Origin of the sequence: Ornatilinea apprima (assembly GCF_001306115.1) — a bacterium.
GTDB lineage: Bacteria > Chloroflexota > Anaerolineae > Anaerolineales > Anaerolineaceae > Ornatilinea > Ornatilinea apprima.
In genome coordinates this window covers 18154-40553 of sequence record NZ_LGCL01000012.1, presented here as the reverse complement: position 1 = coordinate 40553, position 22400 = coordinate 18154, and the positions used below count along the sequence as shown (strand labels likewise).

21 protein-coding genes and 1 tRNA gene are annotated in these 22400 nt (G+C 48.8%); 10 read left to right on the top strand and 12 right to left on the bottom strand.

Annotated features, from left to right (window positions below; genetic code table 11):
• The first annotated feature begins 265 nt into the window (after positions 1 to 265).
• From nusA to ADN00_RS02705, 10 genes are all read left to right on the top strand, one after another.
• Entirely contained in the window at positions 266 to 2161 is a 1896-nt protein-coding gene (nusA, locus tag ADN00_RS02750) for a transcription termination factor NusA (protein WP_075061422.1), read from the top strand.
• Between the two features lie 23 nt (positions 2162 to 2184).
• Complete coding sequence (locus ADN00_RS02745; protein WP_075061421.1) at positions 2185 to 2493, top strand: YlxR family protein; 309 nt, start codon at positions 2185 to 2187, stop codon at positions 2491 to 2493.
• Between the two features lie 168 nt (positions 2494 to 2661).
• The gene (gene infB, locus ADN00_RS02740) at positions 2662 to 4446 is read left to right on the top strand and encodes a translation initiation factor IF-2 (RefSeq protein WP_075061420.1); all 1785 of its coding nucleotides are present in this window, start codon (positions 2662 to 2664) and stop codon (positions 4444 to 4446) included.
• A 45-nt stretch (positions 4447 to 4491) separates the two neighbouring features.
• Positions 4492 to 4881, top strand: coding sequence for a 30S ribosome-binding factor RbfA (rbfA, locus tag ADN00_RS02735; protein ID WP_075061419.1), 390 nt, complete (start codon positions 4492 to 4494; stop codon positions 4879 to 4881).
• Positions 4871 to 5842, top strand: a complete 972-nt coding sequence (locus ADN00_RS02730; protein WP_075061418.1) for a DHH family phosphoesterase — start codon at positions 4871 to 4873, stop codon at positions 5840 to 5842. Before rbfA ends, ADN00_RS02730 begins: the two co-directional genes overlap by 11 nt.
• Before the next feature lie 48 nt (positions 5843 to 5890).
• Positions 5891 to 6802, top strand: a complete 912-nt coding sequence (gene truB, locus ADN00_RS02725) for a tRNA pseudouridine(55) synthase TruB (protein ID WP_075061417.1) — start codon at positions 5891 to 5893, stop codon at positions 6800 to 6802.
• Positions 6803 to 6922: 120 nt separating this feature from the next.
• On the top strand, positions 6923 to 7894 hold the full coding sequence (locus ADN00_RS02720; RefSeq protein ID WP_160317454.1) for a bifunctional riboflavin kinase/FAD synthetase: 972 nt from the start codon (positions 6923 to 6925) through the stop codon (positions 7892 to 7894).
• Entirely contained in the window at positions 7863 to 9284 is a 1422-nt protein-coding gene (locus ADN00_RS02715) for an FAD-dependent thymidylate synthase (protein WP_075061416.1), read from the top strand. Before ADN00_RS02720 ends, ADN00_RS02715 begins: the two co-directional genes overlap by 32 nt.
• An 81-nt stretch (positions 9285 to 9365) precedes the next feature.
• A tRNA-Met gene (locus ADN00_RS02710) sits at positions 9366 to 9437 on the top strand.
• A gap of 90 nt (positions 9438 to 9527) precedes the next feature.
• Positions 9528 to 10541, top strand: a complete 1014-nt coding sequence (locus ADN00_RS02705) for a tyrosine-type recombinase/integrase (RefSeq protein WP_075061415.1) — start codon at positions 9528 to 9530, stop codon at positions 10539 to 10541.
• A gap of 71 nt (positions 10542 to 10612) precedes the next feature.
• Here the strand turns inward: ADN00_RS02705 and ADN00_RS02700 are convergent, their stop codons facing one another.
• The 12 genes from ADN00_RS02700 to ADN00_RS02645 all read right to left on the bottom strand — a co-directional run bounded on the left by ADN00_RS02700 (position 10613) and on the right by ADN00_RS02645 (position 22354).
• A complete protein-coding gene (locus tag ADN00_RS02700) occupies positions 10613 to 10822 on the bottom strand; it encodes an AbrB/MazE/SpoVT family DNA-binding domain-containing protein (protein ID WP_075061414.1) in 210 nt (69 codons plus the stop codon).
• Positions 10819 to 11175, bottom strand: coding sequence for a hypothetical protein (locus ADN00_RS02695; protein ID WP_152966235.1), 357 nt, complete (start codon positions 11173 to 11175; stop codon positions 10819 to 10821). The genes ADN00_RS02700 and ADN00_RS02695 overlap by 4 nt, the downstream gene beginning before the upstream one ends.
• A complete protein-coding gene (locus ADN00_RS02690) occupies positions 11144 to 11578 on the bottom strand; it encodes a MerR family transcriptional regulator (RefSeq protein WP_075061412.1) in 435 nt (144 codons plus the stop codon). Before ADN00_RS02690 ends, ADN00_RS02695 begins: the two co-directional genes overlap by 32 nt.
• Positions 11579 to 11640: 62 nt before the next feature.
• Complete coding sequence (locus ADN00_RS02685) at positions 11641 to 13101, bottom strand: AAA family ATPase (protein ID WP_075061411.1); 1461 nt, start codon at positions 13099 to 13101, stop codon at positions 11641 to 11643.
• A 199-nt stretch (positions 13102 to 13300) separates the two neighbouring features.
• Positions 13301 to 13768 carry a hypothetical protein gene (locus ADN00_RS02680; protein WP_075061410.1) on the bottom strand — a complete coding sequence of 156 codons (468 nt, stop codon included), beginning with the start codon at positions 13766 to 13768 and terminating at the stop codon, positions 13301 to 13303.
• A 20-nt stretch (positions 13769 to 13788) separates the two neighbouring features.
• Complete coding sequence (locus ADN00_RS02675) at positions 13789 to 14073, bottom strand: hypothetical protein (protein WP_152966233.1); 285 nt, start codon at positions 14071 to 14073, stop codon at positions 13789 to 13791.
• Positions 14031 to 15023 carry a ParM/StbA family protein gene (locus ADN00_RS02670; RefSeq protein WP_075061408.1) on the bottom strand — a complete coding sequence of 331 codons (993 nt, stop codon included), beginning with the start codon at positions 15021 to 15023 and terminating at the stop codon, positions 14031 to 14033. Before ADN00_RS02670 ends, ADN00_RS02675 begins: the two co-directional genes overlap by 43 nt.
• A gap of 133 nt (positions 15024 to 15156) precedes the next feature.
• A complete protein-coding gene (locus ADN00_RS02665; protein WP_082389825.1) occupies positions 15157 to 15597 on the bottom strand; it encodes a MerR family transcriptional regulator in 441 nt (146 codons plus the stop codon).
• Between the two features lie 576 nt (positions 15598 to 16173).
• Positions 16174 to 16737 (bottom strand): hypothetical protein, encoded by a 564-nt coding sequence (locus tag ADN00_RS02660; RefSeq protein WP_075061406.1) that lies wholly within the window; start codon positions 16735 to 16737, stop codon positions 16174 to 16176.
• A 136-nt stretch (positions 16738 to 16873) separates the two neighbouring features.
• The gene (locus tag ADN00_RS02655) at positions 16874 to 19582 is read right to left on the bottom strand and encodes a phospholipase D-like domain-containing protein (protein ID WP_075061405.1); all 2709 of its coding nucleotides are present in this window, start codon (positions 19580 to 19582) and stop codon (positions 16874 to 16876) included.
• On the bottom strand, positions 19572 to 21245 hold the full coding sequence (locus tag ADN00_RS02650; protein WP_075061404.1) for a hypothetical protein: 1674 nt from the start codon (positions 21243 to 21245) through the stop codon (positions 19572 to 19574). The genes ADN00_RS02655 and ADN00_RS02650 overlap by 11 nt, the downstream gene beginning before the upstream one ends.
• Positions 21246 to 21328: 83 nt before the next feature.
• On the bottom strand, positions 21329 to 22354 hold the full coding sequence (locus tag ADN00_RS02645) for a restriction endonuclease (RefSeq protein WP_152966232.1): 1026 nt from the start codon (positions 22352 to 22354) through the stop codon (positions 21329 to 21331).
• Between the last annotated feature and the right edge of the window lie 46 nt (positions 22355 to 22400).

Here is a 22400-nt window from a genome sequence, read left to right as displayed (position 1 = left end):
GTTATACTGATATGGACAGCTTCGTCTGTCATCGAGAGTTCCTTTCTTTGTTGTTTGTGCCAACTTCAATATTGACTGGAACTCTCTCTTTTTTCAACCCCTTCTATGGATTTTTGTGACTGTAACCACCTCTTCGGGACACCTTGCAAGGCCTTTGAATTTATGTTAAAATATGTTCGTCATCAAGAAAATCTTTTCGCAACAACGAAAAGTGGGCCTGCCCCACTTTTCTTCATATAAAGGGAAAATTGTCGGAGAATAAGGAATGAAGAACGAATTTGTTCTGGCTTTTAATGAAGTGTTAGAAGAAAAAGGGCTTCCGAAAGAAGTCATCCTCAAAGCACTTGAATCAGCCATGGTCTCGGCCTATCGGCGTTCAGTCAACGCGTCCAACGCCCAGCTCGTCGAAGCAAAAATCGACCCAGAAACTGGGAAAGTGGTCATTTATGCCGAAAAAGAGGTGGTTGATTCTGTGCAGGATGAACGAACCGAAGTCAGCCTTCCAGAAGCGCAGCGCTACAACCCCGAAGCCGAACTCGGCAGTATGGTGGTCGTGGAAAGTACCCCGCGCGATTTTGGCCGTGTCGCCGCGCAAACCGCTCGCCAGGTGATTCAACAGCGCATCCGCGACGCAGAACGCCAGCTTCAGATGGAGCACTACCAGAAACAAATCGGCGAAATCATCAGCGGTGTCGTTCAAGCCACCAATGCCCAGGGGTACACGGTTGGCATGGAAATGCGCGCCGAAGGCACTATGCTGCGAAAAGACGTCATCCCTCGCGAAAAGTTCCGCATTCACGACCGCGTGCGCGCTTTGATCTCAGAAGTCAAAGACTCGCCCCGCGGCCCGCAAATTTTCTTATCCCGCACCCATCGCGATTTCCTGCGCCGCCTGCTGGAAAATGAAGTTCCCGAAATCTTCCATGGCGTGGTAGAAATCCGCTCCATCGCCCGCGAACCCGGCGACCGCGCGAAAGTGGCCGTATCTGCCACGCAGTCGGGCATTGACCCGGTTGGCGCGTGCGTGGGCGTCCGCGGCGTGCGCATCCAGGCCATTGTGCGCGAGTTGCACGATGAAAAAATTGACGTCATCGAGTGGAGCGAAGACCCGGCCGTTTTCATTGCCAAAGCCATCAGCCCGGCGCGTGTCAACGGTGTGTACCTCGATCTGGGCAGCGAAAGCGGCCGCACCGCTACCGTTGTTGTCCCCGAAGACCAGCTTTCGCTGGCCATCGGCCGCGACGGTCAAAATGCCCGCCTGGCCGCCAAACTGACCGGCTGGCGCATCGACATCAAGAGCCTGTCCGAAGCCGCCGCCGACATTCTCTACCGCTTGCAGAACGACGCCAAACTGGCCCAAACGGCCGAGAAAGAAAAAGAGACTGTCGGTAAAGTGGAAGATCTGCTTGCCCGTAAAGCAGAAGGCCGCCCTCTGGCGCAGGAAGAATACGACCAGATTGCCAAATTTATTGACCGCATTGAAAAAGCCACCCGCGCGGCTGCTGTTCCGGCGCCTCAAAAAGTATCTGTGGATGATGAACTGCGCAAAGCCATCCCGGCCTCGGCCTTTGAAACCAATATCCTCGACAGCGAGCTGCCCGAACACATCAGCGTGATCCTGCAAGAATCGGGAATGGCTACCCTGGGCGACCTGGCCATCCAGGTCAAGAAAGACCCCGATTTTGTGCTCAAACTGCAAGGTATTGGGCTGAAATCGATGGAAAAAATCAACGAAGTTGTTCAGGCCTTGCTTGCCCAGCCCGCTGAAAAACTGGTGGAAGCAGAACTTGCCGAGGCCGTTGAGGCGGCAGGCGAATCGGTTGAACAGCCAGTAACCGTGATTGAACCCCCCGTTGAGGAAGCCCCGGTTGCTGAAGGAGCAGTAGAAGAGACACCTCCAATGGTGCACATCTTTGAGCCAGTGGAAGAAGGGGAAGAAATTTCCTTCGTGGATGTCATCAACGAAAAACCTAGCGAAAAAACCATCGAATTCTTTACCGAAGAAGAAGAAGAGGAAGAGGATTCAGATCTCAAAACGGACAAGAAGAAAAAGAAGAAGAAAAGCGTTGCTGTGGAATATGACCCCGAGCGCGACATGGTTGTGCGCCGCAAGAAACACAAACGCGGCGGTGGTGCCTGGGATGACGAATGGACTTTCTAGTCTTCACGGCAGAGGGATAGGGAATGAACAAGCAGAAAGGCAAACGAGTTCGCCACATTCCTCAACGCACCTGTGTGGGTTGCCGCCAGATTAACGATAAACGCGAACTGGTTCGGGTCGTCCGCACACCAGAAGGGGTGCAGATTGACCGGACTGGCAAACTGGCAGGCAGAGGCGCGTATTTACACGCGCTTCGCTCCTGCTGGATCAAAGGGCTCAAAGGCGCGCTGGCTAACGCGTTGAAAACACAACTTTCCAGCCAGGATCAGGCACTTCTTGAATCATTCTTGGCGGAATTACCTGAAGAATCAGAGCTGGAAGAAACCAGTTGATCCTTCCTTTGAAAAATGCTCCCTTGCTCATTGTTGAAAGGGTGGTGGCGAAAACACTAAACTTGGCGCCGATTCCTGAAAGCTTCAGGAAATAATGAACAAGCAGGCTAACTATAAGATAATATTGCGGCACAGCAGGGGACGCAATTCATCAGGAGGTTTTATACGATGACAAAAATGAAAACATTGGAACTGCCCGGCAGTTTAACAGTTCGAGAGCTGGCTCAGATGATGGAAGCCAGCCCGATTCAGGTAATTAAAATCCTGATGGCTAATGGCGTTATGGCAAATATCAACCAACTGGTTGATTTCGATACGGCTGCGATTGTTGCCAGCGAAATGGGATTCGAAGCCAGTCTGGAAACCCCCGAAGAAGAAGAGGTTAAAGAAACGGGGGAGATTCCCCTCTGGCGAAAAATGCTGGCCGATGAAAAAGACGCCGATCTCTCATCCCGTGCGCCCGTGGTAACCATCCTCGGTCATGTCGATCATGGAAAAACCACCCTCTTGGACGCCATCCGTCACACGCAAGTAGCCGAAGGCGAAGCTGGTGGCATTACCCAGCATATTGGCGCGTACCAGGTGGAACACAACGGCCGCGAAATCACATTCCTCGATACTCCCGGTCACGCGGCGTTCACCGCCATGCGCGCCCGTGGCGCGCAAGGCGCCGACATTGTTGTGCTGGTGGTGGCCGTCAATGATGGCGTAATGCCGCAAACCAAAGAAGCAATCAATCACGCCCGCGCCGCTAAAGTACCGATCATTGTCGCGCTGAATAAAATTGACCGCCCCGATGCCAACCCCGAATTTGTCAAAAAACAACTGGGCGAATTAGGCCTGGTTCCTGATGAATGGGACGGCGATACAATTATGGTTCCAGTCTCTGCCAAGCAAAAAATCGGCATCGAAGATCTGCTTGAAGCCATTCTGCTGGTTGCCGATTCGACATCCATTCGCGCCAACCCTGCCGGCAAAGTCGTGGGCACGGTCATCGAAGCGGAAATTGACCGCTCGAAAGGCGTGATGACCACTTTGTTGGTTCAAAATGGCACCCTGCAGGCCGGCGACGCGATTGTTGCCGGCATGGCCGGCGGAAAAATCCGCGCCATGTTCGACTTCCGCGGCAAGCGCATCCGTAAAGCCGGCCCATCCACTCCTGTCCAGATTATGGGTCTTTCTGACGTGCCTAACGCTGGTGATATTTTTGAAGTCGTTGCCAACGAAAAAGAAGTTCGCGCGATTGTGGAAGAACGCAAACAGAAAGAAAAAGACCGCAAAGGATCGATCAAACGCGCCTCTCTGGAAGAGCTGTTCGCCAATTTCCAATCGGGCACCACGCAGGAACTTAAACTGATTGTCAAAGCCGACGTTCAGGGCTCGCTAGAGCCTATTACCAATTCGCTGGATGATTTGAACAAACAGCAGTCCATCAAGGTCAGCATTCTCCACGCCGAAACCGGCAACATCACCGAAAGCGACATCATGCTTGCCGCTGCCTCGGACGCAGTGGTGATTGGCTTCAACGTAGATGCCGATGCTGCCGCCCGACGCCTAGCCGAAACCGAAGAAGTCTCAGTGCGTGTTTACAACATCATTTATCGCCTGATCGAAGACATTGAGAAAGCCCTTAAGGGCATGCTCGAACCAGAATATGTCGAAAAGACCATCGGTGAAGCCGAAATCCTGGCTATTTTCCAGGTTTCAAAACTGGGCGCGATTGCCGGCTGCAAAGTCTTAACCGGTGAAATCCGCCGCAACGCCAAAGTGCATATCCTTCGCGGCGAAGAGACCGTTTATTCCGGTGAATTGCAATCCCTCAAACACGGCAAAGATGACGTGCGCGAAGTGCGCAAAGGCTTTGAATGTGGCATGGGCTTCAAGAATTTTAAGGACATGCAGGTTGGTGACCGCATCATCTGTTATGTCATGGAAAAGTCAAATGTCCTTTAACCCGAAAGGGTGAATGGAACAAAGGGTTGAGTTATGCCGTCACAAATGAGAATCCAACGCATCGCTGGCCGCGTGCGTGAAGAAATGTCTGAACTGCTGGTCTATCAAATTCAAGACCCACGCCTGCTGGGCGTATCGGTTACCGATGTGCAAATTGACCGCGAATTGGCCTTCGCCGATATTTATGTCTCCGCGGTGGAGGGCCAGGAACGCGCCAAAGACGTCATCGAGGCCTTACAGCACGCCGGAAGCTTTATCCGTCACTACCTTGCCGAAAAAGTTCAGCTTCGCTCCTTCCCAAAACTACGTTTCTTCTGGGACCCCACGCCAGAGCGCGCGGACCGCATGGAAAAATTGTTCGCCCAACTGCATCAGTCAGATGGGGCAGACCTGGAAATGCAAGACGAAGAAGGTGAACAAGAAGATGAAGAATGAGGCGTTGCACAGATCCATCCGCGACAGGCTTCATAACGCCAACTCGGTTGTGATCACCTCACATATTCGTCCAGATGGAGACGCGGTCGGATCCGTCGTTGGGCTGGGCTTGTCGCTCAGCCTGGCGGGCAAGCAAGTTCAAATGGTGCTGGCAGACCGCGTTTCAGCGCAGCTGCGCTTCATCCCTGGCGCGGAGCTGGTCACTACCCACGCGGAACAGACCTTTGATTTGAGCATCGTGGTTGACTGCTCTGATCTTGAACGCACTGGCGCGGTATTGGGCGAGCAAAAGCCCGATTTGAACATTGATCACCACATCACCAATCTGAACTTTGCCAACCTGAACCTGGTGGATATTTCCTCTGTTTCCACCACGGCGCTCATTGCCCGCCATCTCCGCGCGGATTGGGACTTGCCGATGGACGAAAAAGTCGCCACGGCCCTGCTCTCTGGCATTGTTACCGACACCATAGGCTTTCGCACCTCAAATATGACCTCAGAAGCGCTGAGAATTGCCGCGAACTTAATGGATGAAGGCGCAGAACTTTCAGACATCTACCAGCGTGCCATCACCTACCGCTCTTACGAAGCGGTTCGCTTCTGGGGCAAGGGCATCGCCCGCATGCAGCGTAAAGGGCGCCTGGTGTGGACTGCCCTCACCAATGAAGACCGGCGTTCAGCTGCCTATCAGGGGAAAGATGACGCAGACTTGATCAATATCATTTCTTCCATCGAAGACAATGATGTTTCCATCATCTTCACCGAAAAAGACGAGAATAAAGTGAAGGTGAGCTGGAGAGCGCAGCCTGGGATTGATGTTTCTCAAATTGCTCTGGCATTTGGCGGAGGTGGCCACCCGGCTGCTTCTGGCGCAGAAATTACTGGTTCGTTAGAAGAAGTTCAGGAAAAAGTTTTAGACGCAACCAAAGCCATCCTGAATGGAAAAAATAAAGAGGGGTAATCCAATATATTAATGTTATTGGATCCTGCTCCAAAGGAGAGATATCCAATGAGCGATATGGAAAACTACGAAATAAAGAATACCGTGTCAGGTGTGCTGGTGATCGACAAACCTGTCGGTATGACTTCACATGACGTGGTTCAGGTCGTTCGTAAAGGTACCAATATCCGCCGCGCAGGCCATACTGGCACGCTGGACCCACGCGCATCAGGCGTATTAGTCGTCTTAATCGGCCCTGCTGTTCGCCTGAGTGAATATGTGTCTGCGTCGGACAAACGCTATCAGGGCATTATCCGCTTGGGCAGCCGCACCGACACCTACGACGCAGATGGCACTGTAACCGATACCTCACCAGTGGACATTACCGAAGAACAGTTTGAAAACGCACTGAGCCAGTTTATAGGTGAAATTGAGCAGGTGCCGCCGCCTTATTCCGCCGTCAAGATAAAAGGCAAAAAAGCCTACCAGCTTGCCCGTCAAGGCGAAGAGGTAGACCTGGAACCCAGAAAAATTACCGTTCACAGCCTGGAACTGCTGGAATGGGCGCCCCCTGAAGCGGTTGTCGATATTTATTGCTCATCCGGAACCTATGTGCGTTCGCTGGCCCACGACCTGGGCAACGTACTGGGCTGCGGTGCGCACCTGATTGGCCTGCGCCGCACCAAGAGCGGCCGATTCACCCTGCGAGATGCAGTGCCCCTCCAAAAATTGCGCGAAGCGTTCGATGATGGCAGTTGGTACCAATACCTCATTCCTGCCGCTGAAGCCCTCTCCGAATGGCCGGCGCTCGAATTGGACGACGACCAGCTTGACGTGGTGCGTCACGGTCATCGCATCCCCGCCGAAGAGAAACTGGGCAACATGGTGCGCGGCGTCAGCGCACAGGGTGAACTGGTCGCGCTATTGAGCTACGAAGAAGACACCAACGAATACCAGCCACGCAAAGTCTTTTTCAGCTAAATTGGATGTAGACCAGCATTAACTTGAAGAAACTCAAAACCCCGCCAGCATCACCTTGCGGGGTTTTGATTGATCAATGGAGGGCTTGCTGGTAGAATAGCAAGGAAATTAATGCGGGTGATGGATTCAGACATGCAGCATTTTTACGGCCTGGAAAACATTCAATACCAACACCAACACACCTGGATCACCATCGGCTCGTTTGATGGTGTCCATTTAGGCCACCAAACCATTATCAAAGATATGGTAGCCAGCGCTCACCAACACCAGGCCAAAGCGGTGGTCATCACCTTTCACCCCCACCCGGCTGTGGTTTTACGCGGCCTGGACAAGCCCTATTACCTCACCATGCCGGAAGAACGTGCCGCGCTCATGGCGGAACTGGGTGTGGATGCCGTGGTTACCCTGACATTCACCCGCGAATTGGCTGCCCTCAGCGCGTCTGACTTCATGCGGAATATCACCGAAAAACTCAACCCTCGGGAACTATGGGTGGGCAGCGACTTTGCCCTGGGGCGCAACCGCGAAGGCAACGTGGAGCAGCTTAAAGTGATTGGGCAGTCCCTCGGCTTCCAGACTCGAGTCATTCAAGCTGTGATGAAAAACGGTTCAGAGAAAATTTCCAGCAGCCGAATTCGCCAGTTATTGGAACAGGGAGAAATCGAGCACGCCAGCCAACTTTTGGGACGGTGGTACTCCCTGGAATCCACCGTCATCCGTGGCGACGGCCGCGGCCGTTTGCTCGGCTTCCCGACCGCCAACCTGGAATTGCCGCTGGAAAGAATATTGCCAGCACCGGGCGTCTACGCGACCTGGGCCTGGCTCAACGGAGCACGTCACCCATCCGTAACCAGCGTCGGCTTTCGCCCCACCTTTACCGACACCCCACCCATTCCGCGAGTAGAGGCCTTCATCTTTGACTTTCAGCAAGACATTTACGGAGAAACTTTGTCCCTCCAATTTATTCGCCGGCTGCGTTTTGAAGAAAAGTTTGAGACCGTTCAGGCGCTGATCGACCAAATGCAGCAAGATTCCTCCCAAGCCAGAGAGGTATTAAGCCATGCCCAACCCACGCCAGATCTACCTGCTTGACCCGCAAAAATTATCTCCCGAGACCATCGCCGTCGCTTTTGCCAAAACATCTCGATCCCCTGAATCTTTTCAACAAATTGCCCAGGAATTAAGCGAAGAAAAAAGCGCCCAATTTCATGAGAAATGGGTGGTGGGTTACGGGCACTCTTCGGTGGCCGAACACGCCGTTCTCCATATCGCTGTGGAAAATATATCCCGCCTGGCCGTAGAAACCCTTGAAAGCTGCCGTCTGGCCTCCTATACCGAGAAATCCACCCGCTACCAAAAATGGAAAAATGACCAATTCCACACCCCCATGGAGTTGGAAAACCACCCGCTCAAAGAAATCTACACCAAAACAGTGCGCGGTTTGTTTGAAGCATACCAATCGGCCCTGCCTAAAGTGCAGCAGGTGGTAGCCGCCAAAATTCCGCGCAAACCGGGTGAAAGTGAAGAAACCTGGGAGCGCCGCGTGCGCTCGGAAATTGTGGACTCCTGCCGGTACTTCTTACCGGCCGCCGCCCTGGCGAATGTGGGCGTCAGCATCAACGCGCGCGCCCTCGAACACAGCCTACAAAAAATGCTCTCGCACCCTCTGGAAGAAGTGCGCCAAATGGGCGCGCAAATCAAAGAGGTTGCCCAGCAAAACGCCCCCACCCTGGTTAAATACGCCGAACCCGACCATCGCATTGAGCAACTGCAAAAGGATCTCACCCGGATTGCCAGTCAGGTTCCCTCGCCCAGCAGCTCATCCGATTGGTGTGAGTTGGTCCATTGGGATCAAGACGCCGAAGACCGCGCCCTGGCTGCCGCCCTTTACCGATTCAATAGCATTGGCTATACGCAAAACACGGATTTCATTGGCACCCTTTCACACCCCCAAAAACAAGACCTGGCCGCGCAGATCCTTTCTGGCCTGGGCCGCCACGACATTCCCCTGCGCGAACTGGAATATGCCAGTTACACCTTCGACCTGGTTCTGGACCAGGGCGCTTACTTTGAATTCAAACGCCACCGCATGATGACCCAAACCGCGCAAGCGCTCACCACCTGCCTGGGCTACGCCGTCCCGCGCCTGCTGGTGGAAGCCGGTTTAGAAAACGCATATCGAGCCGCCATGCACAGCGCCGCATCCGCCTACGAGCAACTGTACCGTTTCAATCCGCATGTGGCAGCGTATGTAGTGCCCAACGGCTATAACCGGCGCGTATTGTTCTGCACCAACCTGCGAAGTGCCGACCACCTCATCAACCTGCGCACCGCCCCCAACGCCCATTATGCCATCCGCCGTGTCGCCCAGCGCATCGCTGAACAAATACGCACGGTAACACCCCTGCTGGGCCAGCACTTGCGCTGCTGCAGCGATGAAACCTGGCAGCAAATTGAGCATGATTACTTTACGCAGGTATAAACCATCGGAGAAATGTTAAAAAACCAGAAATAGATTGCCCTTGACACATCCCTCCGCTTCGGGTAGAATTACACTCATTGATGCGGGGTAGAGCAGTGGCAGCTCGTCGGGCTCATAACCCGGAGGTCAGTGGTTCGAATCCACTCCCCGCTACTAACGAGAACCGTAGTCCCTGGGGCTACGGTTTTTTGATAGGCCTGAGGGTCGATGGTTACGAAAAATCACTATTAGGAGGATTTTTCGATGAACCGTAATCCCTCAGGCCTGTTATTTTCACTTTGTATTGACGGCTTCGTCAAATACAAAACCGCCGAAGGCTTAAGCCAAAGGACGGTCGATTCGTATGAGTGGGTGCTGCGTAAGTGGATGGAAAAGATCGGCGATCAACCGATAGGGAAGATCACCTCTGCTGATGTGCTCGATTACATGACCTATCTGCGCACAGAGTACGTTCCCCACACCTTCGCCAAACCGAATCCTGCGCATGATGCACCAACGCGCAAACTCTCCCCCAAGACACTGCGAAACCACTGGATCACTTTCAAAGCTTTCTTCGGTTGGGCGGTCGCAGAGTTCAAAATCAAGAATCCCATGGAAGGCATCCCGGGACCGCGTTACAAAGAAGCACCCGTGGCTGCCTTCACTCAAGAGGATCTTGCGGCACTGCTTAAAGCCTGCGTTTACTCCCGTGAATACAATCCAATCAATCGCCATAATTTTGTTACCCGACGACCATCCGCCAAACGAGATGAAGCCATGATACTGTTCCTGTTGGATACCGGTTTGCGCGCTTCCGAGCTTTGCAGTTTGAAAATCGGCGAATTGGATTTGCGCACTGGTAAAGTTGTCATCAAGCATGGAGACGAAGGTGGGGCAAAAGGCGGCAAAGGGCGCACCGTGTTCATAGGAAAGAGTACCCGACGGGCTGTGTGGCGCTATCTGGCTGACCGCGAAGATCGCGATGACCCAGAATCGCCAGTATTTATCAACCGTGGCAATCATCCGTTTAACTCCAATAGCCTGCGACATTTGATCGTGCGCCTGGCTGATAAAGCGGGCGTCAAAGGTGCTCATCCACATAAATTCCGGCATACTTTTGCAATCACTTACCTCCGTTCAGGTGGGGATGTGTTCACCCTACAAGCCCTGTTAGGTCACAGCTCGTTGGACATGGTCCGTCATTATGCTCAAATCGCTGAGATGGACATTGAACGAGTGCATCGGAAAGCCAGTCCTGTTGATAACTTGAGGTTCTAAAAACAATCATTTTCTCTTTACGCCAGAGCTGGAGGAAGGGATTCAGTAAACCCTTCCTCCAGCCATTCAGGTTATTTCCGTTTTTGAGCCTGGCAGGGAAGTTTGCATGTTGGACGGAGCGACGGCGAATCGCAGCATTCCTTGCGCACCAAAATGATTGAACCATTTGCCATGACTTCATAATCCAGGCAGTCACCAGGTTGTAAATCCAACAGGTTACGAACCTTTTTGGGGATTGTGATGGCGTTGGTCGCGGTAATGATAATCGGTCGTTTTTTCAAATAATCACCTCCTTTCCTTTCGAGATTCCTGTAATTTTCATAATCCAGCTCAGCCGGATATTCTGAAACTCAACCGGAAACATGGCTTTCCCCCACAAGAGGAATCGCTGGTTGGTATTCAAGATGCTCTGTAATTCTGTTTGATCCAATCCTTTCTCGCCTATCTGAAAAAGGGAATCAGGGAGATTGGTGTTGAAAGCGTGCGCTGAACTGAGCGGTTGCGAGCCAGCCCAGAGAAGCAGCGCTTTAAGATGTTCGAAATCATTAGAGATCTGAAGCGATGAAAGCCCATGAACATCTCGTGAAAATTTTAGGAACAACTTAACCTTGAGATAGTTCTGCCGATCCAGCATTCCAAATCCCGCGATTAACAATCCTGCCGCAGATGGGACATTTGCCCTTCAGATGGCTCAGGCGGCCTTTGACAGGGCGAATTTCCGCATTTTGGATTTTGACGATCGTATTACAGCGCATACAAAAACCTTCCCCCGCTTGAAGCTGATGGGCTGGTTTCTTTCTGGCGTTCCGTTGGTTGTCAACCCAGGCGGCAAATTGCTTGCCGTCGATCCAGATATGGTTGGATTCGTCCCGGCTGTGTGGCGCGCCATGATTGAGCCAATCCCGCAAGGTGGTTTCAGGAACGTCCAGGTCTTCAGCGATTTCCCGCGGTGTGTAGAGCATGGGCAGCAAACCAGGTGCTTTGATCAAGACATTCCTGGAAATCCGGCAATTTGAAGTATTTTGGTTTTCTGACATTCTTCTCCTTTGTTATTTGTAAACTTTGCATGAAACAAACATACGCCAGCCACGCCAACCCCTTAAGGGAATGGCGTGGCTGGCGTATCCTCTTCCCACTGATAGGTGTTGAAAGATCCTCGTTTTGTAACTCTGATACGCGGATCATTGTTGAGTTTTGAAAATGCCCGTTCTATCGTCCTGGCGCTGCTATTGATTTGGAGTGCTGAGATGAGCTCATTCTTCTTAAATTCCTGCGCCGGAACGCTTTGCAGATATTCCAGGATATCCGCAAAGATCAATTCCGCCTGACCAGGAGCGCGCAGCAGTTCAGAAGCATTCGCTTCAGAAAATCGAAGAGCGATGCTATCTTCGGTCGATTCAATTTGAAACTGCAACTGCGCAGGTGGCAGGGATTCACGCACCTTTTGTGGAATGATCGTTCGCATCGAGTGTGCCGAATGCTGGTTTTCGTGTGTAATCACAATGGCGGTATCGACAGACCCTAAAATATCGGAGGAACCCCGGACGCGATAGGAAAGATCGGTGTTTCCACCCTTATTGAGGTGATGAATCAGAATGAAAGTCGTACCGGTCTGGTTGGCAATTTCACGCAGGGTGTTCATCATCGGAGATATTTCCGCGACCGAATTTTCATCTGCGCCAGGCATAAATTTGGCCATGACATCAAAAATGACTACAGAGGCATCCAATCGATGAATTCGCTGGCGTAAAGCCAGCACTTCCGAAGGGACTTTCAGGTTAAGCGGAGAAAAGTCGAAAATCAGGTTGGCAGGCGGTTGAATGCCTCGCGCATGGCACAGTTTAAGAACCCGCGAGCGCATACCCCGGTAGCTGCCATCCAGGAAGTGATACAGCACTTTACCCTGGGTTACCGGTTGGTTATCCCATGCCACACCCGAAGAAGCCATGCCAATCGCCAGGTCCAGCGCGAGAAAACTCTTTCCCGCTGCCGGCATACCGGCGATCAAGTTGATTCCGCCGGCCATAATCCAGTCTTTGAGAATCCAGGTCAGTTCACCCATCTCCGACAAACACAATTTCTCTGCGGTCATAACCATTCGCTCCGTGACTCCCGACAAGGCGGATGAGCTGACAAAGAATTTTTCCATTTGCTGCAGAGCTTCAGAAAGCGGTTTATCTTGAATAGCATTTTGCGCAAGGTTTGTAGCGACCTCTAACGCTTTTCGCTTAAATGCTTTTTCACGCACGATCTTCGCGTAAGACTCGGCGTGCATGGAAGTCGGAGTTGCATTGAGTAAGCCCATGATGTATGCCGGCCCACCAATTTCCTTTAGTTTTCCGCTGGTATTCAAAGCATTACACAAGGTGACATGATCGATCTGTTGCTCAGATTCCAACAGGTGATTCATTGCTTCCCAAATCCAGCGGTGTGAGTTGCGATAAAAATATTCCGCTTTCACGATGGTGACCAAATCCTCAAATAAATAAGGTGCAATCATGATCGAACCGAGCAAGGCCTGTTCGGCATCAATATCTCTGGGCGGAATGGGATCTGGCATCAAAGGCTCCAAATGATTTGATATTTACTCTTTGCTTCAACAAGAAGGTCGCCGGAGAAAACGAAAAGCGACCGGCATAACAAAGTTCTTTGTTATGCGGCCGCTCCTACGATTTGATGGATGTCCAATGAGATTAGCGACCCAAAACGATTACATTTTTATTCTACAAATAAATCAAGCATGATCCAAGGTGGTCATGTTAATTCGTATGTTCAGCGATTTGGACAGGTCGGAACTGACAACCATACGCAGCAGGTTTACCCAGCATCGTCCAGGATAATCGCTCAACCGTTTTCCACCAGATATCTGGGATTTGATACCAGGCTGCGCCGGCAACATCCCGCGCAATATCCGGGTCCGGAGCGGTTCCCTTGGCCAATGCACTATCTGGATTGACCGCAACCGTTGTGTACACTACTGAATAGATTGGCCCAAGTGCAGCCAGTGATAGCATCATCCCCCATCCGCATTGAGACGGTTTGACCGTTTTCGCAGCATCGATCCGATCTGCCATGAATTCGAAATAGGTTATACCTTGTGGTGCCTGGGGAACGCTCATCGGCAGATTGCCCCGATAAGCGATAAACAGGATGGTTGCGATCACCAACAGAAGCAAAGCGTTTTTGAAAATCTTGAAGACCAAATGAAATCCCTTCAGCAGAAACATATCTTCCTCCAGAAAATTGATTAGCCAAAAACCAGACCCTGAATGGTCAGGTCAAGATCATCCGTGATTGGAACGGATCCGGCTTTAAGTGAAATACCCCCCGCTCGTAAAGCGGCTTTCAAGGCTGCAGCTCGCCTCCGTTCGGGAATATCGGAAAAGAAGAAGATCAGATCATCATCCTCCCCTTCTCGCAGGCTCAGTGTGAAGCGAATCTGATGAACTTTGCAATCCAGCTTTGGGCGACCGCGCTTTGAATGCACGTTTAGTTTTTTCGATTGTGGTTCTGAAATAGCGAAAGTTTCCATAAACCCCTCGCAATCGATTGAACAGGATCATCTGTCAGGATGCCTTTACCGTTGAAGAAATAAGGCAATGAGTTCTTGAGTAGGATCGCCCCACCGCCTACCAGAATGACGGCTGTGAAACGCCGCCAGGCTTTGCCCCACCGCTTTTCAATTTCTCCAGTGACCTCACGCTCCCAGATTGGTAGTGCCTGCGAAATGTCGAGTTTATTGGCGCGCAGGAGCGTGTCCAATTCACCCAGGGAGTAAAGCTGCTGACCGTTGACCAGCTCCAAAAGCCGGCGTACACCAGTGGTTGAAGCACCCGTAAATCGTTGAACTGGAACTTTTTCGCGCACAACCAACAATTCGGTGGTGTTCATGCCGATGGATACAATCCCGACCTCCTGGGTGTATGCGCTGCGCCGTTCAGGAACGATCTTACCTTCATCATCCAGCACATAATCAAACAGAGCACCAGCGGGCTGAGATGTAACCCGAACCTCGGTCACATTCAGGTGATTTTCCTGGTCATTGGCTTTCCAGATGTGATCTGCCTTCATCCAGCGCTGAATGCTCTCCACCGTGGTTCGTGCTTCCTCTCCGGAAAGCGTATCCAATGGCAAACCACAGGTGATGCTGACCGGCTGAGAGATGTCACCCGACCGCTGAATCAGGCGGGTGAATGCCCCATAGAAAAGCGCCAGCATTTCCGGTGAACCGGCAAAACGATCCATGCTCAGGTTTTCTACTGGCCGTCCGCTGTCGTGTGCGCCACTATCGACAAAGAACGTGCTTCTCGATGGCAAAGCAATCCGCAACGGCAGGCGGGAACTGCCCAATCCCAGCATGCGCCCTACCAGCGGGCCATTATTGACCGCGACCTGAGAGATCAATTGAATGCTCTGCTGATTCCCGTGCAGCTTGAGCGCTCCCATTCCCAGATCAAGTCCAAAATTCATTGTTTCTGTCATGCAATCTCCTTTATTCTACAAGATACAAGTTAACTTGGAGTATATTGAGGTAAAAAAATCAACCTCATCGGTTGAATTTATTGTAGCATATTACTCCATGTTAATCAATAACTTGTAGTAATTATTCAGGGGATTATTTTTTATATGGACGACCTGAATCATCAAATGCCCATTTGCCCTGGCCACTGTTTTGGCGATAGACTCTGGCGCAGTAAGCCACATCCGCTTCATCCAGCAGGGTCTTTCGACCCTCTTTGCCCAATTGGTGGATCAGCCCTCGCTGCATCCAGCGCGTAAGCGTGGAAGTGTTGAGTTTGTATTTCCGGCCGGCTTCATTGATGCTGATCGGAACGCCTTTCAAGTCGGCATTGAGCTGATACTCAGGTAAGGCTTCCTTGGGCAGCAGATTGTTGACGCTGATTTGACTGATGCCAATACTTCCATCGGTCATCACGGCTGCCTGAAGTTTTCCCTCATCTGCCAACTGATATATGGAATCCAAATCCAACCCAAGCTGTTTGGCGGCCTGTTCGGGAGTGATGTAATATTCCAAACGGGATTGATCGAGTTTCACGGACTGCTCACAGAATGCGATTTACTACAAGTTAATCATACAGTGAAAGTGAAGGATCGTCCAGCAATAGAGAATTATTGCATGTCCCCTGATATTTAGGTTAACTGACCTGAAGGTTAAGTGACCTGAAATCCGGATGACGTATCCTATTGTTTGGCTGATGATTTCAAAGTCCGGGAAAAGACAAATTTAAAATATCGACAAAAATAAAGGTCTGCGTCCATGCTGACGTGCCGCAGACGCCTTGTTGACACGCCGCAGACGTTGACGCAGACCTTTCCGCAGACGTTGATTGAACAGGAAGAGCGCTGAAGCGCCTTTTACCGTAACGAGATATGGAAATACCATTCGACCGAGAATTGCCCTCCCTACCCAGAAAAACTCGAATCTAAACCGGTATAAATTGCACCACTACGGATAGGTAAATTGGAGAATTTACCAGATGAGGGACCGTAAATTCTTGCACAAATAAATCCGGGTATTTTTTTGTGATAAGAAAAATTTCCCCGATCCATGGGAACAGTGTGCACTTTGTTCTATCCACTTCGATCCCCTAGAGTCTTAAGGGGGAACAGGTCAACGGAGTGACACATCGTTCTCTGTTGGATGGTCTTTGATGGTTTTGAGAATATCGCCCAATCGCCAGGGATGATACTTCCTGACCTCAACGCTCATATTGATATGGTTCGGTCCCAGATTGGAACCTTCAGGCGGCGGTGGGACATTATGGATATGACCATGTAGATTGATCCAACCATCTTCAAGAGGAATGATCGGGCGATGTGAAAAAATCAGTTTCATGTGATTTTCTAATTCAACCAGTAATGAATTCTTTATCAGGGTCACGCTATGTGCTACACAAAAGGACTGGCTCAACCGATCGTGGTTTCCCTGGATTAAGAACAATCTGCCATTCAAAATGCCGGTCAACATCTCAAAATTGCTTTTGTTGCCTAACGCAAAATCACCCAGGTGCAGAACAATTTCGTCTGGGGAAACAAGATCATTCCAATTCTTGATAATCAATTCCTGCCAGTTTTGGGGGCGATTGCAGTATCTTCCGATGTTCTCATGAAAGAAGTGGGTGTCGGAAATGATCCAGGTATTTAGGGTGAGGTTGAGAATGTTGTCGGGAGCCATCCTATAATAATCGTGCCTGATTGCTAACAATTTTATCTTATCCAGGAATTAAGGGCTAAGAACTGACCGATCGTTCTCTCCAAGACATTCCCGTAGTGACTTAAGAGGGAACGGGAGAACAGCGTGGTAATTGTTTTTATAATACTAACTTTGCTGGCTTTTCTGTTTTATACAACCAGGTGTCAGAACTAGTGCTGCACATCACTAATTTTCCCCGATTAATTTCGATGACTGTGTTAGTGCGAAGCGAACCTCCACACCTGGGGCAATAGATTAATCCCTCATCATCAGGTTCTGTAAGAATGCCAAGAATTTTTTTGGGCTGTTCCTTGTACATTTCAAATTCGGTAACTAAATTTGCCTTTTTTATCTGATCGATGATTTCTGATTGTTTAGTTTGGTCATTGTTATTTTCAATCCACTCAAATAATAGAGATAGTCTTTCTCTTGCAGGGGGAAGATATTCCATGATGCTTGAGAAAGTACGGATACATTCATCCCAATTTACTTTTTGTATTCCAAAACTTATTGGATTGGTTAATTCATTAACGTTAAAGGGTAGGTAAGAATTTACTTTAAGCAGCATTTTATTAATTGCTAAAAACTTTGAAACTACTTTTGGCATATGTAGTCCGGATGACCAAGAAGGTGGTTGACCCATTGCCATACTGGTCATGACAACCAAGAGAGGAAAGATATCCATTCTATTCAATGTTTCTATTAAATTGGTTTTCATTCCTCTATCTTCAAATAATTGCCAGGTTGATTTTTCATCTATTCCAACAATGGATGGGGAAAATAGAGGTGCCCAAATTAACCAGGTGCAGCGTGCAAAATCATCTGGCCCGAATTCGATTATATGACTGTTGAACTCAAGTAATACTCGAGATAAGGTTAGGTGGTTGTCCAGTAAGATTTCGGGAGTGATTTTCTCAATAAAATCAATATTGCAAAGACGTTTTGAATATCTTTTACAGTAATCAATTAAATAGCTACATAATCGTTGGCGGGCATTGATTTGGCCTTCTTCAGTCTCTGTACCCTCAGGATTTATTTCTTTTCCTTGGCTTCCTTCACTATCTTCATCCACTTTCGTCTCAGTTGAATTTATGGGGGTTGAAGTGAGTCTCAAAAGAACAATGGAAAGAAGATCGCGTAAGCTTCGAATATTACGGCTATACGGGAGCCGAGTATACTTTCCAATCTGGAATAATCCTGATGGATCTCGTTCAGGAACTACAAATCGTTCGATATCCGGAGCAGAGGATGAATCACCGGTTTCCTCGTCATCCGAATTATCACCTTTTGGTTTTTGTGATGAGCGACGATAATTTTGTGACAAAGGTTGATCTGGAATAGCACGATCAAATAAAAATTCCATAAGCTCGTGGAATAAAGTTTCTGCTCCAACAACTGTATCTAGTTTAGCTTGAATCCGTTCATGATAGGAACGGGATCCATATTCCTGAAGAACTGCCGGAATATCAATCCAACATGGTAGGGATTCAATTCCTCCTCCGCGGACAAATGCAGATTCACTCGTTCGAATTTCGTCCGCGAATGGAATTTGAAAACGCAAATCTCTATCAATTTGAGTAGAATATTTCAGACCTGATCTTAGAAATATCAGTTCCACGTTTTCATCATCAATAACCGGCCATTGACTTAACCTACCACTTAGAATTTTATTGTTGAGGATAAGTTCCGTAATCAGGACGGTTTCTTCAGTTACTCTTCTTGGGTTTTCTGAATTAGTTGTGAGCTGAGAATTATTAAGAGAATTGATCGCAATGGGTGTAATCGATATCGGATCTTCGAACAGATAATTAAAAGCGGCCGGATCAGGCGACCAACGAAAAGTTACCATTTCCAGATTAGACCCATTTTGCCAGGAATTTTCGAAAGCGGCGCGGGTCATATTTGCACTGCCAGCAATACACCAAGAACCAGCCTCCTCAATTCCAACGATCAGCTTTCCGTGCAAAAGGCGTTGGCTTTGATTAGCCCTCGATTCTCTGATGTCAGATAACTGAGGATCCGGAAAATCCTTTGGCCAATTACCAAGCAGTGCTTGACCATTCAACGTAGTATTCTCACGACTTACATAGAGATTCACTTCATTTGGTAGAAAAGTCTCCGAAAATCTGCGCAGCATTCCAGAGTCCTGGTCATAATAAGGTGAAAAAATCTTCAGTGCTTTTACTGGAGAATTTTGCAGACCTGATTTTTCTCTCCAATCGATGACTTGTGACCAAATAGATGAATGAAAATTGTTCCAAACATAGAAGGAATCAGAAGTAGGGGTTTGATCGAGGAGCCAACTTGCATTTGCGGAAATTACATCTAATTGACGTTGAGCTGAAGGAGAAAATTTCTCGTTTTGCGAGAGATCCCGCAATAAGTCCCATACAGAATGAAAAGCCTGTTTTGCTTCTGGATCTGGATTTTTGGGATCAAATTCAAAGCGGGAGAATATTTCTAAATTACGGCTATATCCGTGTAAAGTTAAGTTCCCACTGCCAATTAATAATCTTCCTTGATTTGCACCAGCCATCAAGAGTATTTTGGCATGTTGGACACCATACCCTTTACGAGGAAGTGGTGTGCAGACATACCGTAAACCAGCATAAACGACATTTCTCAGACCCATCTCCATAGCTTCAGCGTAGCCATCTGGATCGGTAATTATCAAAACGTTTGAACAGCCAGCTCGCTCAAGCGCAGGAGCGATGATTTGCTCAAAAAAACCCAGATTAAGCGTATAAGTTAAAAAGACAGCGCCTGAAAAACCTTCGGTTTTTACTGCCGATTCATCTTCTATAAATGATTTAAGATTAATCGGCATTTCTTAACCCCTCTAATATTTTTTCGCGATAAACTTCACCTTCTGACGACAGTGATAAAAGCCCCAAGTCACCTTGAAGGATTAGTCCAAGATCAACCAACATCGTAATACAGTTGTTCAATCGATTCCCAGCTAAGCGAATTGGTTCTTGGTATGGGGTTTTCCCTGTAGGCCAGTGAAATATTCCATCTTCGTAATAAAACTTGAAAGTGTCATATTCCTGGTAACGGAACTTCTCTAAAGCGATCATTTCATGTTGTTCAAAAATGTACTCTTGATAGATCCAGGGCCCCCATTCCATTACTGACCATTTAAAGTCTTTAAGTTTTCCATCCATGGAATGGAAATAGTCAACTAAAGGTAAGCGAGGTTTATCCGCCATTTCTTTCCAGATTGGATCCTGGTTGTGGTATTCGGGAAAATATCGCAGAAAAAGTTGAAGAAGTATCCGGATGCCAGTTTTGACAAGGATAACAGGATTGGTTTGGTTGCGGGATGCGTTAACATACAAAGAGTACTCATCCAGGCCAGATCCCATACCAAAATCTTTTTTGGCACGGCTCAACAGGGTGCCATAATCACCTGATAATCCAGCTTCTGCGCAAAATTTTTCAGCAAGTTGCGGTACAGAAAGATTCCACTCAGACTCAATAAATTGATTTTGAACCCAATTCTTCCAATCGTCTTTCTTAATGTCAGTTTTTGAGCGTAATTCGAGTAAAAATGCAGCCCATAAGCATTGAAGACCAAATGTGAACATATGTCGAACTTCTACCATTTTCCAGCGCTGCACCCAATTTGTTAAGTCATTGGCAGGCAAATAATGAATGCCTGGTGAGTATTCCCCGATATACAAAGCTGGACGAAGTTGATCGCGATGGAATTGTCCTTTTGCCTGATAGACAATATCCAATGCAACACCGAGCGAATTACGCCGGCGCACATGGGGATTATTGTAATTTGGGGGTTCATCAAGTCGGAAAAATGTGTCAAGTAATAATTTGCGGTCTTGTCCGTGATTAATTGCTTCGGGGCATAAACATCCCACCTGAGCATATTCTTCCGCATCTTGTTTACTGATTTGTGAGATTTGCCCGTGGGTTTCCAGATTTTGAAAATATTTTGTATCTGAAATTGATGCTTGATAAGCTTCTGCCAATGCTTTACCACGTTCCGTCAACCGATAGACGAGACGTGGCTCTTCCTGCTCTTCGATAATCCCCATCGCCATCATCGCTGTTCGATAGTATTGGCCAAATCCCCCCTCTTTATTTTGGAAATAGTCCTGATCCAATGAAACAGGATCGGCTGTACCCCAAAACCGTTTTACTTTGACATTATTGGTTCCACTGCCAACAATACCTGAAAATGGATTGCCATTGCTGTGATGCAAATATCCAGAAAGAATTAACGCCATCTCGTGGTGTTTGAAGAAGGCTCCACGGAAATCCTTAATGAGCCTTTTTGATTCTTTTCCGAATATAAAGCGATATAGGATCCAGGCATAGAAGCTGTAATACCGGGCATGGTCTGTAACGGTGATAATACCCGGCAGAATTTCCTGCTGGTAGCTCTGGGCAGCTCCCTCGATTCCCAGTTGGTCTTCACCAGCCACCGTATTTTCAATGATTTCGGCAGTCCATTGGGGATATAAATCATTCATAAATAATAATCCAACAACAAAACCCTTGATCGATTCTATTTGGATTGTAAATCACTAACAATCCTTCGGTATTATTCTAAACATTAGGATTTGCGTAGTTTACCGATCTTTTCCAGTTTCCCGGTCTCTGGGTCCTTGAAATGCCAAAAGTCCCAGCCATTCACGGATTTCCAATCCACCGCAACAGCTTTTGCTGCACTGGAGGGGGTTTCAAAATCTTGCCCATTCCATCGCACAACGCCTTTCAGATTCATGAGCTGCGCTTGATAAATGTGATCTCTGTGACTGGCTTGAATATTGACTGGAAAGGCTATTTGTACCTGAACGGGCGCTTTCTCCTTCTTTGGACTCTTCACAGGAGGTTCAAGTTCAACGAGTGCGACACCTAAAACTTCTGTCCAATACTCGTTGTCGATGGTCGGCACGACATATTCTTCTTTTTTGACACCGACATTGTATTGAATCAATAGGTCCACCAGTTGATTTCCGTTAATCAGGCGGATCGGCGTTTTCCCGCTGGCCTGCGCTTCTTCTTTCGCACCGGTAGAAAAATCGCTGGGAGTGATGATTAATCCTTGTTCTGAATCCGCTACTTTAAGCGAACCCCGCAAATCGCGAACTACACCAGCACCGACATTCGCCGTCCATCGTTTCGCCTGGATTGCCACTTTGACGACACTCAGTGGATTCGAACGCAATACACCGCGCACGTCCACGCCTTTGTCGTTGTGATAAGGAGTTGTCTTCGTCTCTTCAAAACCCATTTGCTCTAAAAGTAAGCGGATCAACTCTTCAAACTTTTGTGGGTGCATGTTCAATAATTGCTTGCGAAGATCTTTTTGAAACTGTAATTGGATGTTTTCTATTTGCTGTTGAATGTTGCTGGAAACCATTATTTTTAATGCAAATGTGCCCCGCTCGTCACCACGTCGAAAGCGCGAGTCCGGATTGATGGTATCAGTATAAAGTAAGGAGCCCATAGTAGCTTCGGGTGTACGTCCCAGTGTTTCGAGCAACCCTGCTTCCATAGCTCTGGCGGCAATTTCTTTATAGTGTAGGGGTTGTCCGGCTTTCTTTAGTATTATGTACGCGGCGTCTTTGAATTGCATTTTAAACCTCTCGATCCATTCATCTGCCAACAGTGGATTTCTGTCG